Raw genomic sequence first — 12,488 nt, 5'->3', positions numbered from 1 at the left:
AGCGGCGGCTGCAAGCTCTCTCGATCATCGTCGCAGCAGGGCTCGTGATTTGCGCGTCTGCTAAGCCAGCCAACGCTGACTGAAGTAGCGCGATTTCCTCGTACAATTCAGCGTTGAGTGACATCGAAAGTTATCTAAGGCGATACACCCGATGCCTGAGCTCGAGCAGCGGGTCAGACGATTGCTCTTCTGAGTTTCGCCGCTTGCGCTCCGCGCAAAATGACTTCGAGTCACTACGAGGCGCGTCCGCTATGATGGTCACTGACGTCCAAGATCAGGCGATAGCTGCTCGTATGGCCCTTATCGTGGGCGCAGACCGTTTCGATCGGCTCTTCCGAGCTGTCCGGTTCGACCAAGTGGACGTCGATATCCTCTACGTCTATGCACGAGACGAGGATGCCGCAGCTGAGATGGAGGACGAGTTCGCGTTGCACATTTCGATCATCGCCTCGAAGATCCTCGATCGCGAGATTAATGTAGTGCTCGTGCTTCCGTGGCACCTCTTGAAATCCGAACGATAGCTGTCCACAGACCTGTCCCGGAATCGGTGGACAAGGTCTGCCCTCTACATTTGCTAATCCCTGCTCTGTGCTAAGCGCCGGAACGACGGCCTTGGACCGTGATTCCTTCTCCGAGACCGTGGAGTTCGCGATGTTGGTGTTCCGGGAGCGACGCCCTGCCTACCGCACGGTCGAGGGCTGGGCCCGATCTGTGTTGTTGGAGGCCGGTGCCATCCACGAATGCGAAGAGCACGGATGGATGCGGGACCGCACTGATCCACATGCTCGTCAGCGCGCCTTCGAGATCGCTCGGCAAGATCCTCCAGCCGGGGTTTCGCCGGAGGCGGCTGCCATGGCGGTAGCCGAGATCCTGGACGAGATCGGTGATACCTGCCCCGAATGTCAGCCGGCAGATCTGACGCGGCTGGCTAGACGCACTTCCGCTTTGCTTTCAAGAGCCGACGCGAAGACCGCAAGTACGCAAGTCGCTTTTGGGCCAAGCTGAGGTCGCCGTTATCAGATCAGTGGAATTGATAATTGAGCGTTAGCGTCACGGATTGATTGGTGACCCGCTCTTGGGCGTTCAAGACAGCAGACCCAGAGGTCGACAACGTCCCATTCTGGTTGAACACAGCGACCGTGTCGGAGATGGTGAAGCTCGTGGAACGCGCATAGGTGTAGGCAAAATCTAAGAACCAGCCGCCGGCAAAGGAATAGGTAGTACCAATTTGCGCCGCGCCGCCCCACACCCAATTCTGATTAAATACGGTGATCGGCAGGCTGGTGGGGAACGTTCCTCTCAACGACTGGGTGGCAAAGGGAATCCCATTGATAAAATTGGATTCCACGCCGAACAGGGCCGGACCGCCACCGGCGTATAGCGTAAAATTGCCGAATGCCCGGCCGATGGTGCCGATAAGCGAAAACTGATGCTTGAGATTGATTTCGGCTGGGCTGATCGCCAAGAACCCAGTGATAGGTCCAGAGGTTCCGGCGTTCGGTCCGCTTACCACGGTGCCGGTCCCATTTTGCGGAATGCTCACGTTCTGCTTCGAGTCGACGTTTGCGTATTTATAATTGAACTTGAGCCCAGCTAGCCAGTCGCCCCCGGCAAACGGATGCATATAGCCGAACTGAACATCGGGGGCGAAACCGGATTTGTTTCGATTGTAGTCGAAAAAGGGGCCACCCTCTTGCCCTTGGGCGGTTAGCACCCCCGCATCAAATACACTGATGAGGCCGGATATACCCTGCAGCGATTGGTCGAAACGGGTCCAGTTATAGCTGCCGCCCACACCGATATAGAACCCGGACCAATCCCACTTAGCAGGCGGCGGCGCTGACGGAAGAGCTTTGACGGCCATATCAGCGGCAAAGACAGGGGCGCTTTTTGCTACGATTAAAACGCTCCCGCAAATAATAATGGAAATAAGTCGGTTACTCATCTGACCACCCCCAAGAGATTCTCATTGCCATTCGCGGCGATTGCAATTCGGAATCTTTCCAAGAGCCGGCGCACTCCCAGATTTCCGGCCGGTGTTGCCCCGTAGCAACGTCCGCTCAGGGTCATGAGCGCCGCTTTCGGCACGGCAGCTTCCTTCCGATTTACCACGATGAGCCGACACCAGAGATGCTGCCTTGACCTGCATTTTCGGGCCACAAGGCGACATTCGAAAGGATAAGGGTCTCTAGCTGATGCGACGTTACTCGTCGAAAGCTACGCCGATCTGACCGTCCTTTCGCCAAACAATATGGCAGCGCCAAGAAGTGCCATCCGAGGCTATCGCGAGCACGAAGCTGTCAGGAATCGCTCCGCTTCCGCCACGCTCTCCAGCTGCGCCGCCGTCCGGAGATAAGTGCGAGCGATGATGGTCAGTGTTCGGCGACGGGCCGCCGTTACCGCGAGTTCAGCCAGTTGTTCTGCCTCGGCAGCCTTGTCGCGGTATCGCTTTGCTTCAGCAATGCATTGATCCGATCGTCCTGCCGAAGCAAGTTCGCCGGTTATTAGGCATACACGACCCCGGCCTTCGGAGGTGGTAATTGCGCTGCTAGTAAGTGAGGTCGAAAGCAAGGCTGTGATCTTCGGAGGTGTTACGCAGGCGAACCTGCCGCAGGATCTTAAAAACTCGCGCCGATCATCTTCTTCTGGAGAGGACATTGCGGCTCCTATGATTTTTTCGAAATGTTTTTTTAGTTGATTAGAGAGTTAAGCAGTTCAAACAAGAAATGTAACTATATCCTGTGTCGTATCGGAGACCCGCCGCCGCGGGCATTGAAATCTTGACGAGGTCCGGTGCGGATCAATCGCGTTGGTTCTGCGCGATCAGGCCCGCGTCCGGCTTACCCCTCATTGCCGACATCAAGACGCCCGAGCGAATGGCAAGAAGAATCTTCACGCTGCAGGATTGGTCGGAGCAGCCATGTGTTCGGCCTTTTCGCGCGGTACACGTGACCGCTGGCCATAATGCCCTCCGCGGATCAGGTCCCGGTCGAAAGCACGCATTCGAGATGCCATGGCCCATGTGGGTTGTCCTGATCGCCGGATCGACCGGCACTGCATTACGTGCTGTTCTTCCTTCCCAACCGTTACGTCACGCCGGATATGCTCGACGCGATCTCGTTTAGGCCGCCAGCGCGGCCGGCTCCTGGTAGCGTTCGTTCCTCGCCATCTCATCGCCCAGGCCATCCTGGCGAGCTTGTTGGCAAGCGCGATGGCCGCGATCTTGGTGGGCCGCCGGGCCAACAAGCGCGTGAGCCATGGCCGATGATCGGTGCCATGGATCTTGGCGTAGCGGATCACAGCGAGCGCGCCAGCCGTGAACAGGCTACGCAAATAGCGATCGCCCTGCTTGCTGATGCTGCCAAGCTTGTCTTTGCCCCCGCTCGAGCTCTGCTTTGGCACGAGACCAACCCAGGCCGAGAAGTCCCGTCCCGATCGGAATGCGTTGGCATCGGCAACGCTTGCGACCAACGCTGTTGCCAGCGCCGGGCCGACGCCAGGGATCGCGTCCAGCCGCTTGCTCGTCGTGTTTGATCGATGCCAGGCGATGATGCGGCGGTCGAACTCCAGGATCTGGGCCTTCAGCGCGCGCAATTGACCGCCAAGAGCAGCAAGGCACATCCGGGCGACCTCCGGGACTCGGTCTTCGGCTTTATCGGCGACGACTTCCAGCAGTTGCTCGACGCCTCGCCGCCCAACAGGTGCGACAATCCCGAAACTCGGCAAGATAGGCGCGGATCGAGTTGATGATCGCGGTCTGCTGGCGGATGAAGAGGTGGCGCGCTCGGTGAAGCATCAGACAGCTCTGTTGCTCGACTGTCTTGGTTGGCACGAACCGCATGTTGGGCCTCGTCACCGCTTCACAGATCGCCTCCGCGTCCGTAGCGTCGTTCTTCTGCCGGTTGACGTAGGGCTTCACATAGGCCGGAGGCATCAATCGCACCGTATGCCCCAACGCCTGCAGTTCACGGGACCAATGGTGCGATGATGCGCAGGCTTCGATCCCCACCAGGCATGGCGGCAAATTCTGGAAAACGCCAAGACGTGGCGGCGCCTCAACTGACGGCGTACGACCACCTGGCCGGCTGCATCAACGCCGTGCACTTGGAAGACCGACTTCGCAATATCAAGGCCAATCGTCGAAATTGACTGCATAGGCTGCTCCTCCGAATCGTGGGAGCCTCAAAACGGCACCCACTCCTTGGCACTCTCGTGCCGGTGGAGGAGCCGTCCACAGCATCACGAGCAGAAGTCGAGCCCAGCTCCTCAATTGGCCGATCTGGACCAAGAGCGAATTTCCCAAGCTACGCCAGCCCTTGCCTATTCCACCACGCAATCCGCCTCGACCTCGACGAGCCAATCGGGATCAATGAAGCCAGACACCTGAACAAACGTGCATGCTGGTCGAATGTCACGAAAGAACTCACCATGCGCGCGAGCAGCATCGCGCCAACGGCCGATATTTGTTAGCATGATCCGCGTCCGAATGATGTTCGCCATTGTCGCGCCCGCTTCAGTGACAGCCTTGTCAATGATTTCAAGACAGCGGAACGTTTGCGCATGAACATCGCCTAGTGCCGCAGTGCCACCCGTCGCTAAGATCGGCGCAGTCCCAGAAACGGCGACGAATTGACCGACTCGTACCGCGCGGCTGAAGCCGATCTCAGGCTCAAGATACGATCCCGACGAAATGTGTTTTCTTACCAAGCCGGCCTCCATTAGACTGAAGAGCATACAGTAGGCGTTCTCATCGATGTCGCAGTCTGGTCACGAACGATGGCCCATCCTAGCCGAAGCAGTCTCGGCGATGGGCCCAAGCAGACATACGCCTGCCCAACCCCAGCCGTGCCTCGATCGTCGTTACTTCTTCAGGATGCCCATGTTGATGTTTCTAAGCTGCTGGCGGCCGCATTTGCCGCTGGCGTATTGTACGTCGGTCGAGATCCTCCGCCCTGATCAGGAGCGGTAGCGCGCACCCGTGGTTCCGTGGTTTTTGGAATTGGACGTGTTGGGGCCAGGCGAGCCTCCTGTCCCGCTGAGCGTGGTCCCATTCGAGAGTGTCGAGCCACCTGCGCCGCTCGAACCAGTGGCACTCGTGCCGCCAGCGGATGACGAACCGCCGGAGCTACCTCCGGAGCTTTGCGCCATAGGAGGCGAAATGGCGCTCGGCAGGATGATGACCGCGATCGTTTGAAGCTTCATTTCTCTCTCCTTCCAGCGCCCAGCAAGTTCTGAAATGTCTGAAGCTTCCTCGCCAAAGCGCGCACAAGCTCGCGTCCTATCGCCGGCGTGCGAGCCAGGCTCCGAGTAGAAAGGCAACAAAGAGCGATCGCAGCGGCGCCTTGGTGGTCACCTCGCGCAGCTGGTCCGCCCAGCGCATGGCGGAATCCAAGGAAGGTGAATGCGGCGATTGAGCGCTTCCTCTCGTTTCCGGCCGGGAGTCCGACCTCTGGGCTGAAGTCTGCTCGATACCGCCCTGCTCGTTGATAAGTCCCGAGGCTTCCGTCATTGCCGAGGCTTCCCTCATGTCCATGGACGTTCTCCTCTGGTTAATGACAGAGCAACCGGCCTCCTTCCTCCTGGTTCCTACCCTCTCAAAGCTTCAAACTACGCCGACTTCCGGCGCGTTCCTGCCGTCGGTTTCTTGTTGACCGTCTCTTTCGCCGGCCTCCTTCCGGCGATCGGCATCAGCATCTCCTTTTGGTCGGCCGCCGCCTTTCGCGGCTTCTTGGCAGGCTTAGCCGCCTTCGCCGGCGCGGCCTCCTTGCCGACCGATCGCCGCAGCGCCTCCATCAAGTCGACGACGTTGGTCGCTGCTGGACGCTCCTTCGGCGTGATCGGCTTCCCGGCTCGTTTCTTGTTGATGAGGTCGATCAATGCAGCTTCGTAGTGATCCTCGAACTGCTCGGGCTCGAACGCTCCGGCCTTTTGATTGACGATGTGCCGGGCGAGGTCGAGCATGTCCTTGGTGACCTTCACGTCTTGGATCTCATCGAAATACTCCTGCTCGCTGCGGACCTCGTAGGGATATCGCAACAGCGTGCCCACGAGCCCCTTGTCTAGCGGCTCAAGCGCAATGATGTGTTCGCGGTTGGTGAGCACCACGCGTCCAATCGCAACCTTATTCATTTCCCGGATTGTCTCCCGGATCACAGCAAACGCATCATGGCCCACCTTCCCGTCCGGCCTCACGTAGTACGGCCGGATCAGGTAGCGGGGATCAATATCCGCTTTGTCGACGAACTCATCGATCTCGATAGTGCGCGTGGATTCGAGCGCAATCTCCTCAAGCTCGTCCTTGGTCACCTCGATATACTGACCCTTCTCGAGCTCGTAACCCTTGACGATATCCTCGTTGGGTACCTCGTCCCCGGTGTCCGCGTCGACCTTCAGGTACTTGATGCGGTGCCCCGTGGCCCGGTTGAGCTGGTTGAATGAGATCTTCTCGCTCTCCGACGTCGCCGGGTAGAGCGCCACTGGGGACGTGACGAGCGAGAGTCTCAGAAACCCTTTCCAGTTGGCTCGGGGGGCCATGTACGCAGAACTCCGGTTCGAGACGGCCTGGATTCAAGATGAACGGGAGACCATGGTTCCGACATCCCGCGCCTTTCTAGCGTTCAATTTCACGGCGGATCAGGTCGCGGTGGTCGATGTGCGTGGCCAACAGCATCCGGAACGTGTCGAGCACATTATTGGCCAGCCGGGCCGGATGTCCGGCCCGTTCCAGCCCTTCCACGATTGCGAGCTGCCCGGCGACGTGCCCCTCGCTCAGCGCAACGTGGCGCTCCGCTTCCACAAGGTGTCGGCGCGCCATCATCTGGTCCATCGGCGCAGCCTACACCCAGGGCGAGCCGGTCCGACATTAAAGCCGAGGCGACCTAATTGACTTAAACATGGAACACAGGGAACATGAATGATGTCCGCCGCTACCGAACCTATCGCGCCCGCCGAAGGCGACCTGGAGTTCGCCGCCGACCAGGCCATCGCGGCCTGCGGGGGCGACGCCAGGGAAGCAGTCAAGGCCCTGATCGTGGCGAACGACTTCGAGGCCCAGCTCGACGAGCTTCGGTCGAAGGTGTCGACCGGCTACGCCCGTGGACGGCTCCCAGGAGCGCGAGAACGCAAGGATGGGGCAGATGGCTGATGTGACTTACAACTTCGCTCTACCGTTCGTTTTCTCCGACGACGGCATGGCCGCTGGCGAGGCGACGGAGTGCCTGAGCGCCAACGCCGCGGTGATGCGGGCCGAGGCGCTGTCCAGAAAGCCAGGCCACGTGGGTGTCGTCGCGTTTTCGCGGACCGGATACCCGTCGAGCGGAGACTTCGGCGACGCCAAGGTCATCCGGAAGTTCGGCGAGGTGCCCGACGATCTCAGCGCGCTGTGACCGACGAGGATCACGCGTCGCTCGGGCCCGCGCCGTCTTCCGGCGCGAGCAAGCTCAGCGCGGTCTCGATCTGCGCCAGCAATCTTTCGATCTCCTCGCGCTCGTTCGGCCCAGGATCGCTCTCGAGCTGCGCCAAGAGCCGTTCCTTCCGCGCCAGCAACTTCGCGACGGTCGACATCGCACCTCCCCACGTTCCCAGCAGCACCTGTCGAGGATTTGGTGGGCTGGCGTCGATCTCGCCAGCCCTGTCCCGGCAACGGAGGGCCCACGGCGGCTTGCACGCGCCCTCAGGCATGGACGTTGGACGGGAGACTGGCGCTCTTCGGGCGCTACTTCGCCGGCGGATGCAACGGACTGTCCACCCACTTCCGGGCGGCGGGATCGTGCAGCGGATCGTCGTCGCAAGCGGGACAGACGTATCGGTCGCCGCCGCGCCCCGTCCGGTCCGGGACAACCTTCATCGCCATCCCGCAGACCGGGCACAACTTCCGCACCTGCTGCGATACCGACATCCGATTTCCCCGCCGCACCGAGCTTAGTTCCGGACGGAGCGCTCGCTCAAGACAATTCGCCAGGCGCGCGGCGCAACGCGGTTCGACGAGGACCGAGCAGTTATCGCGGAAGGCGGCCACGGCCGCATCAAGCGGTATGACCGGGGTCAATGTGCTTGGGCGTGTTCTTCTCGACTTGCGGTACCATGCGGGCAGGATCGGGAGCCCCAGGAACGCCCCGCGGGCCGAGCTGCTCGCGCGCCATGTCGTCCTCGGTTTTGTCAGGCGCTACGCCGTTGATCGGGCGCGGACGCATGATCCTCTTCCCCGGGCGCATCGGCGGTCAATCGACCGAGGCACCGAGCGCCGCTCCAGACCTCTATGAGCGGATGTGCTCCGAGGAGTTTCGCGGCTCGACACCGTGCGTCGTCATCGGCGCCGCACTCCAGCTCATAGACCGCATGGACGACGCCGCATAGATCGACTGCATAGGCCACATAACGCATGGCAGTGCACAAGCGCGATGTTCAGCACACCCGAACGACTCTCACGACAGACCTTTGTTCCCGAGAATTCGGAATGTCATCAGTTCGGTCGCTCCGAGCCCCCGAAAGCAACGGCACGTTTGCCGGCGGACGCTTCGCCCAGTGTCGCCGCCCATGTCGCCCCTCGTCGCTCCGGATGCGTCAGACCACTTGACGCGAAGCGCGCTCCGCACTGAAATCGGGTTTTCAGTGATGTTGCGGGGGTGGCGTCGTGGAAGAGTTCTACAGAGGCTTCGCGCAGCGGGCGCGGGACCTGGCGGAGAAAGCGGATCCGTTCACCAAGCGGCGCCTGCTCGACCTGGCAAAACGGTACGATCTCAGGAGCAGCGGATCGACGCACGGACGGGCGCCTGCACCTCGCGCGACGCCACCGACGGCACTCTTCTCGGGCCCGGGAGAGGCCTGACTCAGTCCTTCCCCTCATTCGGGTCCGGCGCAGCATTGGCGCGGCGTTCGTAGTCTTCCGCCAGGGCCGTGAGCCGCTGGATCACCTCCGGATCGGTGATCGAGGCAGCCAGGCGCCGACACCTCCGGGCTTCTGCGAGCAATCGGGTCCTCTCGTCTTCCATCGCAATTCCAGCCCGCATCCTGCAAGGGGGTCGCGGCCTCCTCCGCAGCCGCGTTCGTCAGCCGTCCTTCAAGCGTCCTTGATGTCCCTCGCTGGCCAGCTCTCCCCGCGGGCCTCACCCGCACCCTGCCGCTGCCACCGAGCAGTTCGTGCGTGGCAACCTCGTCCTCTGCTTCGACCACCGTCAGTTCGGTCTCGGGCTTCCAGTCGAGCGTCAGGTCGAGATCGCCCGGAAAGATCTGCCAGCGCGAGCCGTCCTCGAGTTCGACGATGTGACTCTCGCAGTGGGAGCGGATCTTCATCTCAGGCCGCATCAAGAGACCCGGGGCAGGTCGCGCGGCACGAACGGACGCCGCAACCGGCCAGCCCCGTCACCGTGGCACCTTGGACACCTGAACCGGACATCCGCCTGTGCGGATGACGTCCGCTGCAGGCTCGCGGCCGTCGGCTAGGCACCACAGCGGACCACGGGAAAGTCAGGCGTGATTTCCCTGATCTGACGCGCCAGCTCCCATCCGCTGATGCCGTCATCCAGGTTGACGTCCGTGAGCAGCGCCCTACACCCCTCGCGGCCGTCGCGAAACGTAGACATAGCTGCCTCTCCCGAATGGACCGAGCAGGCCTCGAAACCGCCGTCGAGCAGGGCGTCCTCGATGAAGCTGCAGATCAGCGCTTTATCCTCGACGACCAGAACACACGGTATTATCCACTTTCAAGCCTCAAGCGACCGGCACGCCGTAATAGGCATTCACCGAGCGCGTGGTCGCGGGGTCGCTCCAATTCCAACTGCTCTCGTCGGCGTATCTTGGGGCGCCGCGGAGCTGGTCCTGGGTGATGCCGGTGACGTAGCCACCGAGATCCGTGTCGTATTTCAGCGCCTGCCAGGGCAGCGGATAATGATCATCGCCGATGCCGAGCAGGCCGCCGAAGCTGAGCACGGCATACGACACCTTGCCGCTGATCTTGTCGATCATGACGCGCTCGATATAGCCGACCTTTTCCCCGTCGGCCCCGTACACGTTCGTACCCTCCACCTTGTCGCTGCCGATCAGATTGAACGTCTCGCGATCTTCCATGGCCGTGTTGACCTCCTGGATGTTGTCCTCGGAAATCAACAGTGCGACGATGCCTCCGTTCCTGGCACAATCCGCGGCGGAATGTTGATTTGGCAGGGATTAAGCGGCCGGATCGGATGACGCGCCGCAATGTGCCGGACGAAGTCGGCGAGCGGAGTTAGAGCATGGAGCTGACCGATCTGGAGCGCGATTTTCTGAGGAAGCTCCTCGGCGAATCCTGGGTTAGCCCGCCGACGTTCGACCATGAAATCGTGGCGCGACTCGTGGAGCTGCGTCTCGTGGAAACCGAACCGCTTCCATCCGGAGATACCGAGTATCGCATCACCGACGCCGGGCGAGCGGCGGCTACCGCGTGAACCACAGATCGGCGAGCCGCGGGCAAATCGGAGGAACGATAACCTTGCCACCCCATTGAACTGCAGGAACCGTCGCCCGCTGTTGAACTACGGCCCCTCGCGGATAGCCAAAGGTCTCACGACCCGCTATTCAGAACTACCGCTCGCGAGGATAGCCAAAGGCGGCGGCCTCTCCGGACTTCCGTGTTCTCGAAGTCACGCGCCTAGGCGCCCGCCCGGCCCACCCCACACCCGCATTATCTGCCCCTCAGCGAGAGACTGATGCGCGTTACGATGTCGTCCCACTCGCGCTCTTCGCTCGCCGGGTAGTTGATCAGGACGCAGTGAATCAATCCGCTCGAGAAGTTGCACCGGTTGTACCAGACCTTGTCGCCCTTGTAGCTGGACACCGCAAAGAACCGACGAGTCGTTCGCTTGTACTGAATGCGCGCGGGCGGATGCTTCTTTGCGAGAAATGCAGCGGGTGAATCGTTCGAGAGGTTGGGTGCGGCCTGTATCGTAAGGTCGGCTCGGCCGTCAGCCGTCCGAAATCGCTGTCCGTAGCCATCCGGCCGGCCGGCTTCTTCGGTAAAGATCGAGGCCGGGAAATCCACCGAGGTACCCGTCTGCGGGATGGAATAGGTCGTCCATCTCACCCGTTGAGCCGAGACCATGGAGCTCGAGACGGCAAGTCCGAGAACGAGCGCCGACACCACCCATTGCATCGCGTCTCCTCCCAGGAGTCATGAAGACCCGTCTCGGCTTCGATCATGTCTCGGCTTCGATCATCATGGCTATCGATCGCCAACGACAACGTCACTGCTGATCCGGCTTCTTGGCCGGCGAACCGCTCTTGTTTCCGGGCAGCCCCTTGATGTTGGACGTGTCCTGCTGCTGGACGGTCGGATTCTGCTGGTTGAGCGTGGAGCTGGAGCCGACGGTCTCTCCCGGTTTTGCCGCCGGGCCATTCTTGTTGCCAGGCTGACCGGCGATGCCAGTGCCCGAGTTCTGCGCGCTCGGCGCGGATGAGACATCCGGTTTGGTCGTCTGGGCAAATGCAGCCGAAGCCGACATCGCCAAGGCGAACACGAGAGCGCTCGCAATGGACCTCATTTTGAGTCCTCCACTGTGAGTTTCGGAATCGCGGATCGCGACTACCTGGAGTCCGAACGTGCGGTTGCGTCGTGCGTTCCTAGCTGCCCGACTGACATCGCTCGCCCTGATCCGAGAAGGCCGAGCGCGACGCGCCAAACCACCGTCTGGACTACGAGCCGAGCGCGTCGGCGGGCAGATCCCAGAAACCTGGAAATGTTCGGGATGGATCAAACCCGCTGATCTGGGGTTGATTGGCCGAAACCCTATTGAAAGGCTCGCCCCTATGGCTGAGCTGGCTCCGGCGGCGCCGCAAGGCACACCGGCCTCGCGCGTCGCGTCTTCGCCCATGCTGACTGCCGGTGGCATCGTCCTGGCCATTGGAGCGCTCTATCTCGGCCGGGAAATCTTCGTTCCTTTTGCACTTGCTATCCTGCTGAGCTTCGTTCTCACACCCCTGGTCAATTGGCTAAGACGCTGGAAAGTACCTCGCATCGCAGCGGTCCTAATCGCCGTTTCCCTTGCTTTTATCGTGGTTGCGGGAATCGCCTTGGTCGTCGGACGGCAACTTGTCCAGCTCGCGACCAACCTCCCAAATTATCAGACCACCATCACCGAGAAGATCCACTCGTTGCAGAGCTCGGCCCCAGGCGGTGGAGTCGTCGACACCGTCACCACGACGATGCAGGATCTTGGCAGAGAGATCTCGGGCGAGGAGAAAAAGTCCGAGCCCGCCTCGTCCGGGCTTGGCGCAGGTACCGGGACTCGGGAACCTGTCACGGTGCGGCTGGAGCCGCCCCAGCCGAGACCGTTGGAGCTCATTCGCTCTGTCATAGGTCCGTTGCTGGCACCGCTCGCGACTTCCGGGCTCGTGGTCATTTTCGTGATCTTTGTGCTGCTTGAGCGGGAAGACCTGCGCGATCGATTCATTAAATTGGCAGGAGCCGGTGATCTTCAGAAGAGCACGCAGGCCCTCAACGATGCCGCCTCCCGGGT

General features: G+C 61.1%; 18 protein-coding genes and 2 pseudogenes. 8 read left to right on the top strand and 12 right to left on the bottom strand.

Annotation, left to right across the window (positions count from 1 at the left end; translation table 11 throughout):
- Positions 1-251 precede the first annotated feature (251 nt).
- Together EAV90_RS23570 and EAV90_RS40750 are read left to right on the top strand one after the other, a co-directional pair.
- On the top strand, positions 252-521 hold the full coding sequence (locus EAV90_RS23570; protein WP_129144863.1) for a hypothetical protein: 270 nt from the start codon (positions 252-254) through the stop codon (positions 519-521).
- A gap of 130 nt (positions 522-651) precedes the next feature.
- A pseudogene (locus EAV90_RS40750) lies at positions 652-909 on the top strand (hypothetical protein); the annotation flags it as partial.
- 112 nt (positions 910-1,021) lie between these two features.
- Here EAV90_RS40750 and EAV90_RS23560 read toward each other — a convergent pair.
- The 5 genes and pseudogenes from EAV90_RS23560 to EAV90_RS23530 all read right to left on the bottom strand — a co-directional run bounded on the left by EAV90_RS23560 (position 1,022) and on the right by EAV90_RS23530 (position 6,826).
- Positions 1,022-1,945, bottom strand: coding sequence for an outer membrane protein (locus EAV90_RS23560; RefSeq protein ID WP_129144821.1), 924 nt, complete (start codon positions 1,943-1,945; stop codon positions 1,022-1,024).
- 1,214 nt (positions 1,946-3,159) lie between these two features.
- A pseudogene (locus EAV90_RS23550) lies at positions 3,160-4,155 on the bottom strand (IS110 family RNA-guided transposase); the annotation flags it as partial.
- A 165-nt stretch (positions 4,156-4,320) separates the two neighbouring features.
- Complete coding sequence (locus EAV90_RS23545; RefSeq protein ID WP_208738534.1) at positions 4,321-4,707, bottom strand: RidA family protein; 387 nt, start codon at positions 4,705-4,707, stop codon at positions 4,321-4,323.
- Between the two features lie 900 nt (positions 4,708-5,607).
- Positions 5,608-6,534 carry a non-homologous end joining protein Ku gene (gene ku / locus EAV90_RS23535; protein ID WP_129144818.1) on the bottom strand — a complete coding sequence of 309 codons (927 nt, stop codon included), beginning with the start codon at positions 6,532-6,534 and terminating at the stop codon, positions 5,608-5,610.
- A 76-nt stretch (positions 6,535-6,610) separates the two neighbouring features.
- Positions 6,611-6,826, bottom strand: coding sequence for a hypothetical protein (locus EAV90_RS23530; protein ID WP_129144817.1), 216 nt, complete (start codon positions 6,824-6,826; stop codon positions 6,611-6,613).
- 90 nt (positions 6,827-6,916) lie between these two features.
- On the opposite strand from EAV90_RS23530, the gene EAV90_RS23525 reads away from it, so the two are divergent.
- Positions 6,917-7,144 carry a hypothetical protein gene (locus tag EAV90_RS23525; RefSeq protein ID WP_129144861.1) on the top strand — a complete coding sequence of 76 codons (228 nt, stop codon included), beginning with the start codon at positions 6,917-6,919 and terminating at the stop codon, positions 7,142-7,144.
- Positions 7,137-7,385 carry a hypothetical protein gene (locus tag EAV90_RS23520; protein ID WP_129144816.1) on the top strand — a complete coding sequence of 83 codons (249 nt, stop codon included), beginning with the start codon at positions 7,137-7,139 and terminating at the stop codon, positions 7,383-7,385. Before EAV90_RS23525 ends, EAV90_RS23520 begins: the two co-directional genes overlap by 8 nt.
- A gap of 10 nt (positions 7,386-7,395) precedes the next feature.
- Here the strand turns inward: EAV90_RS23520 and EAV90_RS39645 are convergent, their stop codons facing one another.
- Together EAV90_RS39645 and EAV90_RS23515 are read right to left on the bottom strand one after the other, a co-directional pair.
- Complete coding sequence (locus EAV90_RS39645; protein ID WP_164937076.1) at positions 7,396-7,563, bottom strand: hypothetical protein; 168 nt, start codon at positions 7,561-7,563, stop codon at positions 7,396-7,398.
- Between the two features lie 461 nt (positions 7,564-8,024).
- On the bottom strand, positions 8,025-8,192 hold the full coding sequence (locus tag EAV90_RS23515) for a hypothetical protein (protein WP_164937075.1): 168 nt from the start codon (positions 8,190-8,192) through the stop codon (positions 8,025-8,027).
- On the opposite strand from EAV90_RS23515, the gene EAV90_RS39640 reads away from it, so the two are divergent.
- Entirely contained in the window at positions 8,191-8,355 is a 165-nt protein-coding gene (locus tag EAV90_RS39640) for a hypothetical protein (protein WP_164937074.1), read from the top strand. The two genes, EAV90_RS23515 and EAV90_RS39640, sit on opposite strands and share 2 nt — an antisense overlap.
- Before the next feature lie 277 nt (positions 8,356-8,632).
- Positions 8,633-8,827, top strand: coding sequence for a hypothetical protein (locus EAV90_RS40745; RefSeq protein ID WP_129144814.1), 195 nt, complete (start codon positions 8,633-8,635; stop codon positions 8,825-8,827).
- Between the two features lies 1 nt (position 8,828).
- Here EAV90_RS40745 and EAV90_RS39635 read toward each other — a convergent pair whose 3' ends face one another.
- The 3 genes from EAV90_RS39635 to EAV90_RS23495 all read right to left on the bottom strand — a co-directional run bounded on the left by EAV90_RS39635 (position 8,829) and on the right by EAV90_RS23495 (position 10,065).
- Positions 8,829-8,990 (bottom strand): hypothetical protein, encoded by a 162-nt coding sequence (locus tag EAV90_RS39635; RefSeq protein ID WP_164937073.1) that lies wholly within the window; start codon positions 8,988-8,990, stop codon positions 8,829-8,831.
- Between the two features lie 447 nt (positions 8,991-9,437).
- A complete protein-coding gene (locus EAV90_RS23500; RefSeq protein WP_283810502.1) occupies positions 9,438-9,680 on the bottom strand; it encodes a response regulator in 243 nt (80 codons plus the stop codon).
- A gap of 28 nt (positions 9,681-9,708) precedes the next feature.
- Positions 9,709-10,065, bottom strand: coding sequence for a PRC-barrel domain-containing protein (locus tag EAV90_RS23495; RefSeq protein ID WP_129144860.1), 357 nt, complete (start codon positions 10,063-10,065; stop codon positions 9,709-9,711).
- A gap of 164 nt (positions 10,066-10,229) precedes the next feature.
- On the opposite strand from EAV90_RS23495, the gene EAV90_RS23490 reads away from it, so the two are divergent.
- Positions 10,230-10,421: a hypothetical protein gene (locus tag EAV90_RS23490; protein WP_129144813.1), complete on the top strand. Its 192-nt coding sequence runs from the start codon at positions 10,230-10,232 to the stop codon at positions 10,419-10,421.
- 236 nt (positions 10,422-10,657) lie between these two features.
- Here EAV90_RS23490 and EAV90_RS23485 read toward each other — a convergent pair whose 3' ends face one another.
- Both EAV90_RS23485 and EAV90_RS23480 read right to left on the bottom strand, forming a co-directional pair.
- Positions 10,658-11,125 carry a hypothetical protein gene (locus EAV90_RS23485; RefSeq protein WP_129144812.1) on the bottom strand — a complete coding sequence of 156 codons (468 nt, stop codon included), beginning with the start codon at positions 11,123-11,125 and terminating at the stop codon, positions 10,658-10,660.
- A 91-nt stretch (positions 11,126-11,216) separates the two neighbouring features.
- Entirely contained in the window at positions 11,217-11,513 is a 297-nt protein-coding gene (locus EAV90_RS23480; RefSeq protein WP_129144811.1) for a hypothetical protein, read from the bottom strand.
- A 265-nt stretch (positions 11,514-11,778) separates the two neighbouring features.
- Between EAV90_RS23480 and EAV90_RS23475 the strand changes: the two genes are divergently transcribed.
- A partial coding sequence (locus tag EAV90_RS23475; RefSeq protein WP_129144810.1) for an AI-2E family transporter occupies positions 11,779-12,488 on the top strand: 710 nt, incomplete at its 3' end.

It is taken from the genome of Bradyrhizobium vignae, from assembly GCF_004114425.1.
GTDB lineage: Bacteria > Pseudomonadota > Alphaproteobacteria > Rhizobiales > Xanthobacteraceae > Bradyrhizobium > Bradyrhizobium vignae.
The sequence above is the reverse complement of the archived record's forward strand: the minus strand, read 5'-3'. Positions and strand labels throughout refer to the sequence as shown.